General features: G+C 54.4%; 17 protein-coding genes. 9 read left to right on the plus strand and 8 right to left on the minus strand.

All coding sequences use genetic code 11. From position 1 onward, the window contains the following. Window positions 1–95 precede the first annotated feature (95 nt). Window positions 96–1,517, minus strand: coding sequence for a DASS family sodium-coupled anion symporter (locus tag WHR59_RS16100; protein WP_043015687.1), 1,422 nt, complete (start codon window positions 1,515–1,517; stop codon window positions 96–98). 33 nt (window positions 1,518–1,550) lie between these two features. Then, entirely contained in the window at window positions 1,551–2,903 is a 1,353-nt protein-coding gene (locus tag WHR59_RS16105) for a class-II fumarase/aspartase family protein (protein ID WP_043015686.1), read from the minus strand. A gap of 202 nt (window positions 2,904–3,105) precedes the next feature. Between WHR59_RS16105 and WHR59_RS16110 the strand changes: the two genes are divergently transcribed. Further along, complete coding sequence (locus WHR59_RS16110) at window positions 3,106–3,840, plus strand: GntR family transcriptional regulator (RefSeq protein ID WP_172862846.1); 735 nt, start codon at window positions 3,106–3,108, stop codon at window positions 3,838–3,840. A 67-nt stretch (window positions 3,841–3,907) separates the two neighbouring features. On the opposite strand, the gene rhlE is transcribed toward WHR59_RS16110, so the two are convergent. Beyond that, complete coding sequence (rhlE, locus tag WHR59_RS16115) at window positions 3,908–5,251, minus strand: ATP-dependent RNA helicase RhlE (protein ID WP_043015685.1); 1,344 nt, start codon at window positions 5,249–5,251, stop codon at window positions 3,908–3,910. Between the two features lie 221 nt (window positions 5,252–5,472). On the opposite strand from rhlE, the gene cecR reads away from it, so the two are divergent. From cecR to WHR59_RS16140, 5 genes are read left to right on the plus strand one after another with little or no spacing between them, the layout of a single operon-like run. Further along, window positions 5,473–6,150, plus strand: a complete 678-nt coding sequence (cecR, locus tag WHR59_RS16120; RefSeq protein WP_003035216.1) for a transcriptional regulator CecR — start codon at window positions 5,473–5,475, stop codon at window positions 6,148–6,150. Beyond that, the gene (gene hlyD, locus WHR59_RS16125; protein ID WP_193144681.1) at window positions 6,147–7,142 is read left to right on the plus strand and encodes a secretion protein HlyD; all 996 of its coding nucleotides are present in this window, start codon (window positions 6,147–6,149) and stop codon (window positions 7,140–7,142) included. The genes cecR and hlyD overlap by 4 nt, the downstream gene beginning before the upstream one ends. Then, window positions 7,135–8,871 (plus strand): ATP-binding cassette domain-containing protein, encoded by a 1,737-nt coding sequence (locus WHR59_RS16130; protein ID WP_338843296.1) that lies wholly within the window; start codon window positions 7,135–7,137, stop codon window positions 8,869–8,871. Before hlyD ends, WHR59_RS16130 begins: the two co-directional genes overlap by 8 nt. Next, a complete protein-coding gene (locus tag WHR59_RS16135; RefSeq protein WP_043015682.1) occupies window positions 8,864–9,997 on the plus strand; it encodes an ABC transporter permease in 1,134 nt (377 codons plus the stop codon). The genes WHR59_RS16130 and WHR59_RS16135 overlap by 8 nt, the downstream gene beginning before the upstream one ends. 10 nt (window positions 9,998–10,007) lie before the next feature. Further along, entirely contained in the window at window positions 10,008–11,114 is a 1,107-nt protein-coding gene (locus tag WHR59_RS16140) for an ABC transporter permease (RefSeq protein ID WP_008784194.1), read from the plus strand. On the opposite strand, the gene WHR59_RS16145 is transcribed toward WHR59_RS16140, so the two are convergent. After that, the gene (locus WHR59_RS16145; RefSeq protein ID WP_016152353.1) at window positions 11,076–11,486 is read right to left on the minus strand and encodes a YbhQ family protein; all 411 of its coding nucleotides are present in this window, start codon (window positions 11,484–11,486) and stop codon (window positions 11,076–11,078) included. The two genes, WHR59_RS16140 and WHR59_RS16145, sit on opposite strands and share 39 nt — an antisense overlap. 131 nt (window positions 11,487–11,617) lie before the next feature. Here WHR59_RS16145 and WHR59_RS16150 point away from each other — a divergent pair, with 131 nt between their 5' ends. From WHR59_RS16150 to WHR59_RS16160, 3 genes are read left to right on the plus strand one after another with little or no spacing between them, the layout of a single operon-like run. After that, a complete protein-coding gene (locus tag WHR59_RS16150; RefSeq protein WP_047412486.1) occupies window positions 11,618–12,379 on the plus strand; it encodes an endonuclease/exonuclease/phosphatase family protein in 762 nt (253 codons plus the stop codon). After that, a complete protein-coding gene (gene clsB, locus WHR59_RS16155) occupies window positions 12,376–13,617 on the plus strand; it encodes a cardiolipin synthase ClsB (protein ID WP_043015680.1) in 1,242 nt (413 codons plus the stop codon). Before WHR59_RS16150 ends, clsB begins: the two co-directional genes overlap by 4 nt. After that, a complete protein-coding gene (locus WHR59_RS16160; RefSeq protein WP_193144679.1) occupies window positions 13,617–14,579 on the plus strand; it encodes a lysylphosphatidylglycerol synthase domain-containing protein in 963 nt (320 codons plus the stop codon). Before clsB ends, WHR59_RS16160 begins: the two co-directional genes overlap by 1 nt. 90 nt (window positions 14,580–14,669) lie before the next feature. On the opposite strand, the gene WHR59_RS16165 is transcribed toward WHR59_RS16160, so the two are convergent. The 4 genes from WHR59_RS16165 to moaC are packed head-to-tail and all read right to left on the minus strand — an operon-like array spanning window position 14,670 to window position 16,593. Further along, complete coding sequence (locus WHR59_RS16165; RefSeq protein ID WP_003831536.1) at window positions 14,670–15,374, minus strand: Bax inhibitor-1/YccA family protein; 705 nt, start codon at window positions 15,372–15,374, stop codon at window positions 14,670–14,672. A 41-nt stretch (window positions 15,375–15,415) separates the two neighbouring features. After that, window positions 15,416–15,868, minus strand: coding sequence for a molybdopterin synthase catalytic subunit MoaE (gene moaE, locus WHR59_RS16170; protein ID WP_043015678.1), 453 nt, complete (start codon window positions 15,866–15,868; stop codon window positions 15,416–15,418). A 1-nt stretch (window position 15,869) separates the two neighbouring features. Further along, on the minus strand, window positions 15,870–16,115 hold the full coding sequence (gene moaD / locus WHR59_RS16175) for a molybdopterin synthase sulfur carrier subunit (protein ID WP_043015677.1): 246 nt from the start codon (window positions 16,113–16,115) through the stop codon (window positions 15,870–15,872). Beyond that, window positions 16,108–16,593: a cyclic pyranopterin monophosphate synthase MoaC gene (moaC, locus tag WHR59_RS16180; protein ID WP_003035188.1), complete on the minus strand. Its 486-nt coding sequence runs from the start codon at window positions 16,591–16,593 to the stop codon at window positions 16,108–16,110. The genes moaD and moaC overlap by 8 nt, the downstream gene beginning before the upstream one ends. Window position 16,594: the final 1 nt, after the last annotated feature.

Genomic DNA, 16,594 nt, shown 5'->3' on the forward strand with positions numbered 1-16,594 from the left:
GCTTCGCAGCTTTGACTTAAATTTCCGGATGGCGGCTTACATGCTATCCGGCCTACAGCCAGGTTCATTGCAGGCCGAATAAACGTGTCGATTAATTAATAGTACCCCAGCAGCTTCCACCACAGCATGCCCACGGCAAAAATGATGATCACATTTGCCGTCACCACGCAGAGGTTAATCTTGTAAAAGCGCGGTCGTTCAAAATAGCCCTGGGCAAAATAAATAGGGCCAGGTCCGCCGCCATACTCGGTATTCCCCCACATCAGGTTACTAAAGATACCGAAGCAAATAGCGACCATCATCGGCGGCGCACCTGCAGCGATCGCCGTGGCCGCGAAAGGGGCATACAGCGCAGCCACGTGCCCGGTAGCCGTAGCAAAGAGATAATGGACGTAAATGTAAAGGATCCCCAGGACAATAAAGGACTCGATCGCGCCAAACCCTTGAATACCGCTGCCTAGCTTTACGGTCATCCATTTAATAAAGCCCAGATCGGCAAGTCCGGTCGCCAGACTAATTATGACGCTAAACCAGATTACCGTATCCCATGCCGCATGGTCATTAAGCAGGCTTTTCCAGCTAACGGCACCCGAGGCGAACAGATAAGCAGCCAGCCCCAGTCCGACAGATGTGGCAGACAATCCAGTAATCAAGCTAGTGCCCCAGCCAACCAGCGCCAGCACAAACCCAAATGCAACCTTTTTCTCATTGCTGCTCATCGAACCGAGTTCACCGAGCGCCTGTTTACCCATCGCTTTTGCCTCTGGCGTACGCTTAAGCTCGGGATCCAATAACTTGTAAACCAGAAGTGGCATCAGGCAGAAACAGACCATCGCAGGGACCACTGCGGAAATAAACCATCCGCCCCAGGTTATCTCTATACCCAATGACGATTTAGCCAGACTGGCTACCAGCGGATTCGCCGCCATCCCGGTGAGGAAAATCGCCCCGGTAATCGGCGTAAACTGGAAGCACACCATGGTTAAGAAATCGCCAATGCGCTTGCCAGTAACCCCTGGTGCGGAACCCAATACATCATTGATGGAACGAGTGATGGGAAAAATAATGCCCCCGGACCGCGCGGTTACTGACGGCATTGCCGGGGCCATAATCAGATCGGAAACCCCCAGTGAGTAAGCGATACCCAGGCTGCTACCACCAAAGAGCGATAACATTTTATACGCGATACGTTTCCCCAGTCCTGACGTTACAAACCCCAGAGACAAGACGTAAGCACAGAAAATGAGCCATACCGTACCGGACGCAAACCCTGACAGCGCCTTTGCCTCTGGTAATGTTTTGGTGAAAATAACCACACAAAGTGCAACCAACATCACCGCCCCCGAAGGGAGCGGCTGAGTAAGAATGGCGGCAATGGTCGCGGCAAATATCGCGAACATATGCCAGGCCTGAGGCGTCAGACCATCAGGTACGGGATAAAACCAAACGATCGCGCCTATCGCCAGCGGTATCAGGAACGACAGAATGGATTTTCCCGTGACAGAATTCGTTGACATAAAAATATCCTTATTCCGTTAGCCCGAGAAAGTTCATTTCCGCGACATATATCTTGCTAATACCTGATCCACCATCGCCGGTGCCATTCCAAGGTAATTTGCCGGGTCGGTCAGTTTTTCAATCAACTGTGGGTCCAGTCGTTCAGAGACAGAGGGCATCGCATTCAGCACATCAGCCAATCGCCCACCCTGTTCGTTGACGATACGGCAGGCGTCGTACACCACGTCATGTGCATCCTGACGACCAATGTACGGGGCCAATCCCATCATGACTGCCTCAGCCACAATCAATCCGTTGGTCATACCGAGGTTACGTTTCATCGCCGCTTCATCGACCACCAGCCCCGCCAGCATAAAATTGGCCTGATGCAACGCCCCCGCGCTGAGAACGAAACTTTCCGGGATAGCAATCCATTCGGCATGCCACGGCCCGGTTGCACGCTCCAGATCTTGTACCATCGCATCAAGCATCAACCCTGCCTGTTGGCGAACACCTTTGGCACACGCCAGCATCAGCTCGCTGGAAATAGGGTTGCGTTTCTGCGGCATGGTACTGCTGGCGCCACGCCCTTTAACAAACGGCTCATACAGCTCACCAAACTCGTTAGCTGCCAGCAGCATTACGTCGTAGGCAATCTTACCCAGCGACCCGGTAATCACCGCTAACAGGTTCACCGCTTCGGCAAAACCATCACGCGCGACGTGCCAGGTGGAGGTTGGAACATTCAGACCAAGCTCTTCCATCATCGCTTTTTGTACCGCCAACCCTTTATCCCCCAGCGATGCCAGCGTACCGGCCGCCCCCGCAAATTCGCCAACCAATACACGAGGACGCGCCTGGGTAAGACGTTCCGCGTGGCGTTCAAACATATCCAGCCAGATGGCCGCTTTGTAACCGAATGTCACCGGCAAAGCCTGTTGTAAATGGGTTCTCCCGGCCATCGGCGTATCACGGTAGCGGCGTGAAAGATCGGCCAGCGTGGCGCGGAGTTTGTCCATATCGGATTCAATGAGCGCAAAAGCATCACGAATTTGCAGGACCACTGCGGTGTCCATAATGTCCTGAGTGGTTGCCCCCCAGTGCACATAACCGCCGGACTCGCCAGCCTGTTTAGAAATCTGGTGGACCAGCGGTAGGATCGGATAACCCACAATTTCGGTTTCATGGCGCAATAAATCAAAATCGAGCGTGTCGGCATTACATTTTTCAGCAATTTCCACCGCAGCAGCCTCGGGTATCACACCGCAGCGTGCCTGGGCTTTGGCTAATGCCACTTCCACTTCCACGTATTTGCGCACCAGTTCGCGATCGTCAAACACCGCGCGCATCGCCGGTGTACCGAAAGAATCCCTGAACAGAACAGAATCAAGTACATTCGAAGCCATAAATCCCCCTGGAAAATCTGATAATGATAAGATGCGTGTTTACGGCAGTTTGTTGAATGCCCAAACGCCGCCACAATGTCCAGACATAACAAAATGTCCGTACATTTAAATGTACGGACATTTATAGTATTCATAAGAAATGTAGGGAATAGTCCGTACAAATTTTCGTGATAAAGATCACTAATATTTTGATGAAACTGCGATGAAAGAATCTCTGTACAAGCGAATAGCACGTGAACTGGCGCAGCAAATTGCGGTGGGAAGCTTCGCCCCCGGCTCGCTGTTTCCTACGGAAATGGAACTGTGCGAAACATGGCAGGTCAGCCGCCACACCATGCGTGAGGCGTTAAGGGAATTATCAGAGCAAGGTCTGATTTCACGGCGTAAAGGTGCGGGTACTCGCGTTTGCGAACCTAAGGCGAACGGCGTCAATCACCCGCTATCGCATCTTGAGGATCTGTTGCTGCTGGCCAAAAACAATCTGCGCGTCATCAAGAAAATCGATGAGATTGTGGCGGACATAGAGTTGTCCCAGATGATTGGCTGCCCGCCAGGTTCTCGATGGCTGCACATTGCCAGCACTCGCGAAGATGCGCACAACCCCGACGCGCCAATCTGCTGGACGGACAGCTATGCCAGCACGGATTACGCCAAGTTGCGCACGTACATCCGTGACGATCCACACTCATTAATCAGCGATTTGATCGAAACGCATTACGGTATCAAAAGTCATGAGGTGCATCAGACCATTACGGCTGTCGGAGTGCCCAAAAAGGTGGCAAAGATTCTCAATGTAGCGCCTGATTCGCCAGCGATGAGAATTGTGCGTCGTTATCTGGACAGGGACGGGAAAGTATTTGAGACGACGATTTCGATTCACCCGGCAGGACGATATACCTGCTCGATCGTGCTGAAATCGCAAAGTTCGGGGGAGTGATTGACCTATCCGGCCTACACAGTGTGTAGACCGGATAGCGTGTTTATACAGCCATACAGTAAGGGAATTACTGCGCTGTAGACGGTTTGCGCGGACGGCGCGGTGGACGAGGCTTGTCGCCTGCCGGTTTGCCTTCGCCGCTACGCGGTTTCGCTTTTGGCGCACCGCCATCCTGACGACGCGGCTGTTGGCCACGCCCTGCTCCACCCTGACCACGGCCGCCGCCGCCACGCTGCTGGCGACCATTCTGGATCGGCTCGGCTTTGATGGACGGGTCTGGCTCATAGCCTGGCGTTGCAATACGCGGGATCTCTTTTTTCAGCAGCTTCTCGATGTCGCGCAACAGCTTATGTTCATCGACGCACACCAGAGACAACGCTTCGCCAGTAGCGGCCGCACGACCGGTACGACCAATACGGTGCACGTAATCTTCCGGGACGTTTGGCAACTCGTAGTTCACCACATGCGGCAATTCTTCAATGTCCAGGCCGCGCGCGGCAATGTCGGTCGCCACCAGCACGCGAATATCACCGGATTTAAAATCAGCCAGCGCACGCGTACGCGCTCCCTGAGATTTGTTACCGTGGATCGCCGCGCTGCGGATACCGTCTTTATTCAGCTGTTCCGCCAGATGGTTCGCACCGTGTTTGGTACGGGTAAACACCAGCACCTGCTGCCAGTTGCCCTGACCTATCATCTGCGACAACAGTTCGCGTTTACGCTTCTTATCTACGAAATGAACGTGCTGAGTCACCTGCTCGGACGCGGTATTACGACGCGCCACTTCGATTTCCAGCGGATTGTGCAGCAGCTTTTCGGCCAGCGACTTGATATCGTCAGAGAACGTTGCTGAGAACAGCAGGTTCTGACGTTTTGCCGGCAATTTCGCCAGAACGCGACGAATGTCGTGAATAAAGCCCATATCCAGCATGCGGTCAGCTTCATCCAGCACCAGGATTTCAACCTGATCCAGTTTCACCGCATTCTGGTGCTCCAGATCGAGCAAACGACCCGGAGTGGCAATCAGCACATCCACGCCGCCACGCAGCTTCATCATCTGCGGGTTAATACTGACGCCGCCGAAGACCACCAGCGAGCGAATATTCAGATACTTACTGTAATCACGGACGTTTTCGCCAATCTGGGCTGCCAGTTCGCGGGTTGGCGTAAGGATCAGCGCACGAACCGGACGACGGCTTTTACCATGCGGCTGATGAGTAATCAGGTGCTGCAACAGCGGCAGGGTAAAACCTGCCGTTTTCCCCGTGCCAGTCTGGGCGCTGGCCATCAGATCGCGGCCCTCCAGCACGGCAGGGATCGCCTGCTGCTGAATAGGGGTAGGTTCACGGTAACCCTGCTCGGCAACGGCACGTAAAATATCAGGGTTTAAACCAAGGGAATCAAAAGACATAACAACTCCGAACCACCCTGACCGTTACCGGTGTCGTTTTCAGGGAGATACATATAATAGAGATGACAAAAACCACAATGTCATGAAGGGGCGGAGTGTAGCAGTTTTTGTGATGTGCCGCATAAATTATCCCTGTGCAGGAAAATAACGGTCTGGGCTGGACAAGGTTGCACATCAGTCATAATCTTAATCAATCGATTGATTAAGATTAGAGTTGGGCCATGAATACACCCACCATGACAACCAAAGGTGAACAGGCGAAAAATCAGCTCATTGCCGCCGCGCTGGCGCAGTTTGGCGAGTATGGTCTGCATGCCACCACGCGCGATATCGCCGCGCAGGCCGGGCAAAATATTGCGGCCATCACCTACTATTTTGGATCAAAAGAGGATTTATATCTCGCCTGCGCCCAGTGGATTGCAGATTTTATCGGCTCACAGTTTCGCCCGCACGCTGAAGAAGCCGAGCGTCTGTTTGCGCAGCCGGAGCCTGATCGCGGCGCGATGCGCGAACTGATCCTGCGCGCCTGCAAAAATATGATCATGCTGTTAACTCAGGACGACACCGTTAACCTGAGCAAATTTATCTCGCGTGAACAGCTTTCCCCCACCGCGGCTTATCAACTGGTGCACGACCAGGTTATCAATCCGCTGCATACACACCTGACACGCCTGATTGCCGCCTATACCGGCGGCGATGCCAACGATACCCAAATGATTCTGCACACCCACGCCATACTCGGCGAAGTGCTGGCTTTTCGTCTGGGGAAAGAAACCATTCTGTTGCGTACGGGCTGGTCACAATTTGATGAGGATAAAACCGCGCTGATTGACCAAACGATCACCTGTCACATCGATCTTATTCTGCAAGGTTTAACGCAAAGGAGTCTGGAGTCATGAAAAAACCTGTCGTTCTCGGGCTGGTCATCGCGGCCCTCGTTGCCGTGATTGCCGGTGGAACGTGGTGGTATCAAAGCCGGCAAGATAACGGCCTGACGCTGTACGGCAATGTCGACATCCGTAGCGTCAACCTGAGTTTTCGCGTCGGCGGCAGGCTGGCCTCGCTGGCTGTTGACGAAGGCGATGCGATTACCGCCGGTCAGGTGCTGGGCGAACTGGATCGCGCGCCGTATGAAAACGCATTAATGCAGGCAAAAGCCAATGTTGCCGCTGCGCAGGCGCAATACGATCTGATGCTGGCAGGATATCGCGAAGAAGAGATCGCGCAAACCGCGGCGGCTGTCAAACAGGCGCAGGCGGCCTATGATTACGCGCAGAACTTTTACAATCGGCAGGTAGGATTGTGGAAAAGCCGCACCATTTCCGCCAACGATCTGGAAAACGCCCGTTCATCACGGGATCAGGCGCTGGCCTCACTGAAATCCGCGCAGGATAAGCTCACGCAATATCGCAGCGGTAATCGTGTACAGGACATCGAACAGGCAAAAGCCGCGCTCGAACAGGCCCAGGCCGAGCTGGCGCAGGCAGCGCTTAATTTGCATGACACCACGCTGACCTCGCCGTCAGATGGCACGCTTCTCACCCGTGCGGTTGAACCCGGCAGCATGCTGAACGAAGGGGGCACGGTACTGACGCTGTCGCTCACGCGTCCGGTATGGGTTCGCGCCTACGTTGACGAACGAAATCTGAGCCAGGCGCAGCCAGGACGAGAAATCCAGCTCTATACCGATGGTCGCCCGGACAAACCGTATCACGGTAAAATCGGCTTCGTATCCCCTACCGCCGAGTTTACGCCGAAAACGGTTGAGACCCCTGACCTGCGCACCGACCTGGTTTATCGACTGCGAATTGTCGTCACCGACGCGGACGATGCGCTACGCCAGGGAATGCCGGTAACAATTAAGTTTGCCGATGAGGCACGGCATGAATGACGCCGTCATTACGCTTAAAGGGCTGACGAAAAACTTTGCCGGAATGGAAAAACCGGCCGTCGCCCCACTCGACTGCACCGTCCATGCGGGCTACGTGACCGGACTTGTCGGACCCGACGGCGCGGGCAAAACTACGCTGATGCGAATGCTGGCAGGGTTGTTAAAACCCGATGCCGGAAGTGCTGCGGTGATTGGTTTTGATCCCATCAGAGACGACAGCGCGCTGCATGCAGTGCTCGGCTATATGCCGCAGAAATTTGGTCTGTATGAAGATTTGACGGTCATGGAGAACCTCAATCTCTATGCTGATTTGCGCAGCGTCACCGGTGAAACGCGAGAAAAAACCTTTGCCCGGCTACTGGAATTCACCTCGCTGGGGCCGTTTACCGGACGACTGGCTGGCAAGCTTTCCGGTGGCATGAAACAGAAGCTAGGGCTTGCCTGTACGCTGGTCGGCGAACCCAAAGTGTTGCTGCTGGATGAGCCAGGCGTCGGCGTCGACCCTATTTCCCGTCGCGAACTGTGGCAAATGGTCCACGAACTGGCCGGGGACGGCATGCTGATCCTCTGGAGTACATCCTATCTGGATGAGGCTGAACAAAGCCGTGATGTGCTGTTGATGAACGAAGGGGAATTATTATACCAGGGCGATCCCACTCAGCTTACGCAAACCATGGCAGGTCGCAGCTTCCTGATGAGCAGCCCGCAGGAAAACAACCGCCGGCTGCTGCAACGCACATTAAAACTGCCGCAGGTCAGCGATGGGATGATTCAGGGGAAATCAGTCCGTTTAATCCTGAAAAAAGAGGCTACAGCTCAGCAGATTCAACGCGCTGACGGCATGCCGGAGATAACCATCAACGAAACTGCGCCGCGCTTCGAAGATGCTTTTATCGATTTACTCGGTGGGGCCGGAACATCAGAGTCCCCGCTGGGGGCTATCCTGCATACCGTGGAAGGCACGCCTGGCGAAACGGTGATCGAGGCCAAAGCGCTGACCAAGAAATTTGGCGATTTTGCCGCTACCGACCACGTAGACTTTGCCGTGCAGCGCGGCGAGATTTTTGGTCTGTTAGGACCCAACGGCGCCGGTAAGTCTACCACGTTTAAAATGATGTGCGGCCTGCTGGTCCCCACTTCCGGCAAAGCGCTGGTGCTGGATATGGATCTGAAAGTCAGCTCCGGCAAAGCGCGTCAGCATCTGGGCTATATGGCGCAGAAATTCTCCCTGTATGGCAACCTGACGGTTGAACAGAATCTGCGCTTTTTCTCCGGTGTCTACGGCCTGCGCGGTCGGGCGCAGAAAGAGAAAATTGACCGTATGAGCGAGGCATTCGGCCTGAAAAGCATCGCCTCCCACGCCACCGACGAATTGCCGCTGGGCTTTAAGCAGCGTCTGGCGCTGGCCTGCTCACTGATGCATGAACCCGACATTCTGTTCCTTGATGAACCCACTTCCGGGGTCGATCCCCTCACCCGCCGCGAGTTCTGGTTGCATATCAACAGCATGGTGGAAAAAGGCGTCACGGTGATGGTGACCACCCACTTTATGGATGAGGCGGAATACTGCGATCGCATCGGGTTGGTGTATCGCGGCAAACTGATTGCCAGCGGTACGCCGGACGACCTGAAAGCTCAGGCTGCCGACAGCGACACGCCGGATCCGACCATGGAGCAGGCGTTTATTACGCTAATCAATGACTGGGATAAGGAGCATACGCATGAGTAACTCCGCTCTCTCCTGGCGTCGCGTACGTGCGCTGTGCGTAAAAGAGACGCGCCAGATCGTCCGCGATCCCAGCAGTTGGCTGATTGCGGTGGTGATCCCGCTGCTGCTGCTGTTTATCTTCGGCTACGGGATCAACCTCGACTCCAGCAAGCTGCGGGTAGGGATTTTGCTCGAACAGCAAAGCGAAGAGGCGCTGGATTTTACCCATACTATGACCGGTTCGCCCTATATTGACGCCACCATCAGCGATAACCGTCAGGAACTGATTGAGAAAATGCAGGCCGGGCGCATTCGCGGGCTGGTGGTGATCCCGGTGGATTTCGCCCAGCAGATGGCGCGGCCCAACGACGTGGCGCCGATCCAGGTGATTACCGACGGCAGTGAGCCGAATACCGCCAACTTTGTGCAGGGTTATGTCGAAGGCATCTGGCAAATCTGGCAGCAACAGCGGGCGGAAGATCGTGGAGAATCGTTCAAGCCATTGATCGATGTGCAGACCCGCTACTGGTTTAACCCGGCGGCCATCAGCCAGCACTTTATTATTCCTGGGGCAGTAACCATCATAATGACGGTCATTGGCGCCATCCTCACCTCATTAGTGGTGGCACGCGAATGGGAGCGCGGAACCATGGAAGCGCTGCTGTCTACCGAAGTCACCCGCGTCGAACTCCTACTGTGCAAACTGATCCCCTATTACTTTCTGGGCATGCTGGCGATGCTGCTGTGTATGCTGGTATCGGTGTTTATTCTTGGCGTGCCCTATCGTGGCTCGTTGCTGATCCTGTTTTTTATTACCAGCCTGTTTCTGCTCAGTACGCTCGGCATGGGGTTGCTTATTTCCACCATCACTCGCAACCAGTTTAACGCCGCGCAGGTCGCGCTGAATGCCGCCTTCCTGCCCTCGATTATGCTGTCGGGTTTTATCTTCCAGATAGACAGCATGCCCGCGATTATTCGGGCGGTGACCTACATTATTCCGGCTCGTTATTTCGTCAGCACCCTGCAAAGCCTGTTTCTGGCGGGAAATATTCCGGTAGTGCTGATTGTCAACGTGCTGTTTTTAATCGCTTCGGCAGTAATGTTTATCGGCCTGACGTGGCTTAAAACCAAACGTCGGCTGGATTAAGGGGACGGGCATGTTTCATCGATTATGGACATTAATTCGCAAAGAGCTGCAATCGCTGTTACGCGAACCGCAGACGCGAGCCATTCTGATTTTACCGGTGCTGATTCAGGTTATCCTGTTCCCGTTCGCGGCAACGCTGGAAGTCACCAACGCGACTATCGCTATCTATAACGAAGATAACGGTAAACATTCGGTGGAGCTCACCCAGCGCTTCGCCCGCGCCAGCGCCTTTACGCATGTTCTGCTGCTGAAAAGTCCGCAGGAGATCCAGCCCACCATCGACACGCAAAAAGCCCTGCTGTTGGTGCGTTTCCCGGCTAACTTTTCGCGTAATCTGGATACCTTCCAGCAGGCTCCCATGCAAATTATCCTCGACGGACGTAACTCCAACAGCGCGCAAATTGCCGCGAATTACCTGCAGCAAATCGTTAAGGAGTATCAGCAGGAGCTGATGGACGGCAAGCCGAAGCCGAACAACAGCGAGCTGGTAGTGCGTAACTGGTATAACCCGAATCTGGATTATAAATGGTTTGTGGTTCCGTCGCTGATCGCCATGATCACCACTATCGGCGTAATGATCGTCACCTCGCTCTCGGTTGCCCGCGAGCGCGAGCAAGGCACGCTGGATCAACTGCTGGTTTCCCCGCTTACCACCTGGCAGATTTTCATCGGCAAAGCGGTGCCTGCGTTAATTGTGGCAACTTTTCAGGCCACCATTGTGCTGGCGATCGGCATCTGGGCTTATCACATCCCATTTGCCGGTTCACTGGGGTTGTTCTATTTCACGATGGTAATTTACGGGCTGTCGCTGGTCGGCTTTGGTCTGCTGATTTCATCGCTGTGCGCCACCCAGCAGCAGGCATTTATCGGGGTGTTTGTGTTTATGATGCCAGCGATTTTACTCTCAGGCTATGTTTCACCGGTCGAAAACATGCCGGTCTGGTTGCAGAATCTGACGTGGATAAACCCAATCCGTCATTTTACGGACATCACCAAACAAATTTACCTGAAGGATGCGAGTCTGCAGATTGTCTGGGGAAGTTTGTGGCCGCTATTAGTGATAGCGGCCACGACCGGCTCAGCGGCGTATGCGATGTTTAGACGCAAGGTGATGTAGCTTTTTGTCTTTCGCCAGCAGCGAGACCACGGCGGGTCCGGCAAGGATCACCAGCCCCGCCAGTGCCAGCAAGACGTTATTTTGCAACACACGCGACAGCAGCCACAGTACGATCATTGCGGCACCGAAATACCACGTGGTAGTCAGCTCTTCCAGCACGTCAGCGACGTCGCGCCAGCGCTGTTCATGGTGACGTTGCAAGGCCAGCATTAATAAAACCGTTACGCCGTAAACGACGCATAATCCCAGGCCGACGCGCACCAGCGTGCCGCTCATCCAGCCCATTACCAGCAACGCCACTACCAGTAAATGCAACACTATCTGCCAGCAACTTAGACCCGTTGCGACACGAACACGTTGTTGCCACCTCATGGCTATTCTCCTGAAGGATTTTCGACTAATTGTTCAGAGTACCGGACTTTACGGAAAATTCCGCAACACCGCATCTTTTTGTGACGACGACTACACTATTTTATTTAGGAAGTGACGCCATCGGGAGGCTCATGAGCGGATCGGGAGTTCAATTTTCATTCAATGTGCTCACCATTAATACTCACAAAGGGTTCACCGCCTTCAACCGGCGTTTTATTTTGCCTGAGCTACGGGAGGCTGTCAGAACGGTTGGTGCAGACATTGTGTGTCTGCAGGAAGTCATGGGCGCGCACGAAGCTCATTCGTTGCATATTGAGAACTGGCCGGATACCAGCCACTACGAATTTCTGGCGGACACGATGTGGAGCGACTTCGCCTACGGGCGTAACGCCGTATACCCGCAGGGACATCACGGTAATGCGGTGCTGTCGCGGTATCCAATTGAGCATTATGAAAATCGTGATGTTTCCGTCGGCGCGAGTGAAAAGCGCGGGGTCCTTTACTGCCGAATCGTACCGCCAATGCTCTCCCACCCCATCCATGTGATGTGCGTGCATCTCGGTTTGCGTGAAGCTCACCGCCAGGCCCAGCTCGCTATGCTGGCAGACTGGGTCAACGCCCTGCCCGACACGGAGCCCGTGGTGATCGCCGGAGATTTTAATGACTGGCGGCAAACGGCCAATCGCCCGTTGAAAGCCAGGGCCGGCCTTGATGAGATTTTTACCCGCGCCCACGGTCGCCCGGCGCGAACCTTTCCGGTGCAGTTTCCCCTGCTGCGTCTGGACAGGATCTATGTGAAAAACGCCAATGCCAGTACCCCAACGACGCTGGCGCTGCGCCACTGGCGACATTTGTCCGATCATGCCCCCCTGAGTGCGGAGATTCATTTATGAAATATGGCTGGCGTGAAGGCAATCAAATACAACTGCTGGAAAACGGCGATCAATTTTATCCCGCCGTCTTTGAGGCCATTGAGCAGGCGCAGCAAAAAATTATCCTCGAAACCTTTATCTGGTTTGAGGATGCGGTCGGAAAACAGCTGCATGCCGCGCTACTCGGGGCCGCCCAGCGAGGAATCAAAGCAGAGGTGCTGCTGGATGGCTACGGCTCTCCGGATCTTAGCGACAGTTTTGTCGAAGAGCTCACCGTAGCCGGCGTTGTTTTCCGCTACTACGATCCGCGTCCACGTTTGTTTGGAATGCGCACCAATCTCTTTCGCCGTATGCATCGCAAAATTGTGGTCATTGATGATCGTGTTGCCTTTGTCGGCGGCATCAATTACTCCGCTGAACATATGTCTGATTACGGCCCTGAGGCCAAGCAGGATTACGCCGTGCGTGTTGAAGGTCCAGTCGTTGCTGACATTCTGAATTTTGCACTGGAAAACCTGCCCGGGCAAAGCGCCGTACGCCGCTGGTGGCGACGTCATCACCGGGCAATCGACAATCATCGTCCCGGCGAAGCGCAGGCGCTGTTTGTCTGGCGCGACAACGAAGAGCATCGCGATGATATTGAACGCCATTATCTGAAAATGCTGACCCAGGCCCGGCGGGAAGTGATTATCGCCAATGCCTATTTCTTTCCCGGATATCGCCTGCTGCATGCCCTGCGTAAAGCAGCGCGGCGCGGCGTTCGGGTAAAACTCATCGTGCAGGGCGAACCGGACATGCCGATTGTAAAAGTGGGCGCCCGCCTGTTGTATAACTATCTGGTCAAGGGCGGCGTCCATGTCTATGAATACCGTCGTAAACCTCTGCATGGCAAAGTAGCGCTGATGGACGATCACTGGGCGACGGTGGGCTCCAGCAATCTCGATCCGCTGAGCCTGTCGCTGAATCTGGAAGCAAATCTGATTATTCATGACCGCACATTTAACCAGACCCTGCGTGACAACCTGAATCCCATTATTGCCAAGGACTGCAAGCGGGTTGACGAATCTATGCTGCCAAAACGCACCTGGTGGAACCTGACCAAGAGCGTACTGGCCTTCCACTTCTTACGCCACTTCCCGGCGCTGGTCGGCTGGCTGCCGGCGCATACCCCGCTTCTGGCCGAGGTAGAGCCGCCCGCACAGCCCGCTCTGGAAACCCAGGACCGTATACAAACTGAGGATGCAGGAGGGAAAACCTGATGACAAAAAACCACCGACGCTGGCGGTTAGCGAAAAAGATCCTCACATGGCTTTTTTTTATTGCGGTGATCGTGTTGCTGGTCGTTTATGCCAGCAAGGTCAACTGGCAGGAAGTGTGGACGGTAATCCGCGATTATAATCGGATTGCCCTGCTCAGTGCCGTGGGGCTGGTGATCGTCAGTTATTTACTTTACGGCTGTTATGACCTGCTCGGGCGCTACTACTGTGGGCACAAGCTGGCAAAACGCCAGGTCATGCTGGTGTCGTTTATCTGTTACGCCTTCAACCTGACGTTAAGCACCTGGGTGGGCGGTATTGGGATGCGCTATCGGCTCTACTCGCGTCTCGGGTTGCCGGGGAGCACAATTACCCGAATTTTTTCACTGAGCATTACCACCAACTGGCTGGGCTATATTCTGCTGGGCGGTTTTATTTTTACTTTCGGCGTCGTCGAACTGCCCGCGCACTGGTATATCGATGAAGGTACGCTGCGTATCTTAGGCATTGCGCTGCTGTTGATAATTGGCGTTTATCTGTGGTTTTGCGCCTTCGCTAAACATCGCCACATCACCATCAAGGGCCAAAAACTGGTGCTACCCTCCTGGAAATTTGCCCTCGCACAAATGGCGATATCCGGGGCTAACTGGATGGTAATGGGGGCGATTATCTGGTTGTTGCTGGGTCAGAATATTAACTATTTCTTCGTGCTGGGCGTGCTACTGGTGAGCAGTATTGCCGGCGTTATCGTACATATTCCGGCGGGAATTGGCGTGCTGGAGGCGGTGTTTATGGCGCTGCTGGCAGGAGAGGACACGTCTCAGGGCACGATCATTGCCGCACTGCTCGCGTATCGCGTACTGTACTATTTTATTCCGCTACTGCTAGCGCTGGTGTGTTATTTGCTGCTGGAGAGTCGGGCGAAAAAGCTGCGGGTAAAAAACGAGAAGGCGATGGCGAAATGATTTGCCGGATGCGGCTTAACGCCTTATCCGGCCTACTTTCGATACACAACTGTAGGCCGGATAAGCGCAGCGCCATCCGGCAACAGACGATTAACGACGATTGCCGAAAATACGCAGCAGCATCAGGAACAGGTTGATGAAGTCCAGATACAGCGTTAGGGCTCCAAGAATCGCGTATTTACGCAGATTGGAGCTGTCGCGCAGGTCGATCTGCTCACCGATATTTTTCAGCTTCTGCGTGTCATAGGCGGTCAAACCAACAAATACAATCACCCCGATATAGGTTACCGCCCACATCAGCGCTTCGCTCTTGAGCCAGAAGTTAACCAGCGAGGCCAGCACAATACCGATCAGCGCCATGAACAGCATATTGCCGAAGCCGCTCAAATCGCGTTTGGTGGTGTAGCCATACAGACTCATGATCCCGAACATCCCGCCGGTGACCACGAAGGTGCTGGCGATAGACGAGTAGGTATAGACGATAAAAATGCTTGATAGCGTCAAACCAGTTAATGCCGAATAGAGCATAAACAGCGTTGTCGCCATACCTGCGCTGAGCCTTTGCACCATGCCGGACAGGACAAACACCAGCGCCAGTTGAGCGATGATCAGGCCAAAGAAGGTGATTTTGCTGGAGAAGACAAACATCATCACCGCGGGCGTATTTGCCGCATACCAGGCGATAAACGCCGTCAGCAACAGTCCGCAGGTCATCCAGCCGTACACCTGCGCCATATACGTTTGCAGGCCGGAACGGGCCTGTACAATAGAATCGGATCGTGGGAATCGGTCCATGACAATCTCCTGAATCAGTATGAGCCTACAACAATTGTACTCTACCAGCGTTTTGCTGCTAGCTTATCACTGTCGCGGGCATCAACCCAGCGCTCACCTTCCGGCGTAGCCTCGCGCTTCCAGAACGGCGCGCGAGTTTTCAGGTAATCCATAATGAACTGCCCGGCATCAAACGCGCTGCTGCGATGCGCACTGGTCACGCCAACAAAAACGATTTCGTCACCCGGCCACAGTTCGCCAATGCGATGAATTACCGTCACCCGACCCAGCGGCCAGCGCGAACGCGCCTCGTCGACAATCTCCGCCAGCGCTTTTTCAGTCATTCCCGGATAGTGTTCCAGCGTTAACGCCCGCACGCTATCACCGAGATTGTGATTGCGCACTTTACCGGTGAAAGTGACGACCGCGCCGTCTTCATCACGCTCGGCCAGCCAGGGATACTCATCCCCAACGCTGAACGGCGCAGGGCCAACAACAATTCGCGTTTCAGCCATCTTAGCCTCCGGTTACCGGCGGGAAGAAAGCCACTTCGTCACCCGCGTTAAGGGGATGGTCAAAACTGACCAGCGTCTGGTTTACCGCCGCCAGCAGCTTACCGTCTTCCAGGGCCAGCGCCCAGCGATCGCTTTGCGCTGCCAGATGCTGGCGCAGGGCTTCTACCGTTGCAAACCCGGCAGCAACCTCTAACGCATCCGTGTTCACCAGTTCCCGTACCTGAGCAAAGAAAAGAACCTTAATCATGCGCATCCACCTTAAAATCGCCCGATTTTCCGCCGCTTTTTGCCAGCAGACGCACCGGTCCAATCACCATATCCTTTTGCACCGCTTTGCACATATCGTAGATGGTCAACGCCGCCACGGAGGCCGCCGTTAACGCTTCCATTTCAACGCCGGTTTTACCGGTCAGGCGACACAGCGTTTCAATGCGTACGCGGTTATGTTCCGGTTCAGCGTGCAGATTGACTTCAACCTTGCTCAGCATCAGCGGATGACACAACGGGATAAGATCCCAGGTGCGTTTGGCAGCCTGGATACCGGCAATACGCGCCGTGGCGAAAACGTCGCCCTTATGGTGGCTGCCGTCGATAATCATCGCCAGCGTTTCGCTACGCATGGTCACGAATGCTTCTGCACGCGCCTCGCGTACGGTTTCCGCCTTGGCGGAGACATCCACCATATGCGCTTCGCCAGCGGCGTTAATATGAGTCAGTTGCGACATA

This window comes from Citrobacter europaeus (assembly GCF_037482245.1).
GTDB lineage: Bacteria > Pseudomonadota > Gammaproteobacteria > Enterobacterales > Enterobacteriaceae > Citrobacter > Citrobacter europaeus.

What these genes read in the sequence shown, in the direction of transcription:
- WHR59_RS16100 (WP_043015687.1), bottom strand. Translation starts at nt 1,517, where the DNA reads ATGTCAACGAATTCTGTCACGGGAAAATCCATTCTGTCGTTCCTGATA.
- WHR59_RS16105 (WP_043015686.1), bottom strand. Translation starts at nt 2,903, where the DNA reads ATGGCTTCGAATGTACTTGATTCTGTTCTGTTCAGGGATTCTTTCGGT.
- WHR59_RS16110 (WP_172862846.1), top strand. Translation starts at nt 3,106, where the DNA reads ATGAAAGAATCTCTGTACAAGCGAATAGCACGTGAACTGGCGCAGCAA.
- rhlE (WP_043015685.1), bottom strand. Translation starts at nt 5,251, where the DNA reads ATGTCTTTTGATTCCCTTGGTTTAAACCCTGATATTTTACGTGCCGTT.
- cecR (WP_003035216.1), top strand. Translation starts at nt 5,473, where the DNA reads ATGAATACACCCACCATGACAACCAAAGGTGAACAGGCGAAAAATCAG.
- hlyD (WP_193144681.1), top strand. Translation starts at nt 6,147, where the DNA reads ATGAAAAAACCTGTCGTTCTCGGGCTGGTCATCGCGGCCCTCGTTGCC.
- WHR59_RS16130 (WP_338843296.1), top strand. Translation starts at nt 7,135, where the DNA reads ATGAATGACGCCGTCATTACGCTTAAAGGGCTGACGAAAAACTTTGCC.
- WHR59_RS16135 (WP_043015682.1), top strand. Translation starts at nt 8,864, where the DNA reads ATGAGTAACTCCGCTCTCTCCTGGCGTCGCGTACGTGCGCTGTGCGTA.
- WHR59_RS16140 (WP_008784194.1), top strand. Translation starts at nt 10,008, where the DNA reads ATGTTTCATCGATTATGGACATTAATTCGCAAAGAGCTGCAATCGCTG.
- WHR59_RS16145 (WP_016152353.1), bottom strand. Translation starts at nt 11,486, where the DNA reads ATGAGGTGGCAACAACGTGTTCGTGTCGCAACGGGTCTAAGTTGCTGG.
- WHR59_RS16150 (WP_047412486.1), top strand. Translation starts at nt 11,618, where the DNA reads ATGAGCGGATCGGGAGTTCAATTTTCATTCAATGTGCTCACCATTAAT.
- clsB (WP_043015680.1), top strand. Translation starts at nt 12,376, where the DNA reads ATGAAATATGGCTGGCGTGAAGGCAATCAAATACAACTGCTGGAAAAC.
- WHR59_RS16160 (WP_193144679.1), top strand. Translation starts at nt 13,617, where the DNA reads ATGACAAAAAACCACCGACGCTGGCGGTTAGCGAAAAAGATCCTCACA.
- WHR59_RS16165 (WP_003831536.1), bottom strand. Translation starts at nt 15,374, where the DNA reads ATGGACCGATTCCCACGATCCGATTCTATTGTACAGGCCCGTTCCGGC.
- moaE (WP_043015678.1), bottom strand. Translation starts at nt 15,868, where the DNA reads ATGGCTGAAACGCGAATTGTTGTTGGCCCTGCGCCGTTCAGCGTTGGG.
- moaD (WP_043015677.1), bottom strand. Translation starts at nt 16,115, where the DNA reads ATGATTAAGGTTCTTTTCTTTGCTCAGGTACGGGAACTGGTGAACACG.
- moaC (WP_003035188.1), bottom strand. Translation starts at nt 16,593, where the DNA reads ATGTCGCAACTGACTCATATTAACGCCGCTGGCGAAGCGCATATGGTG.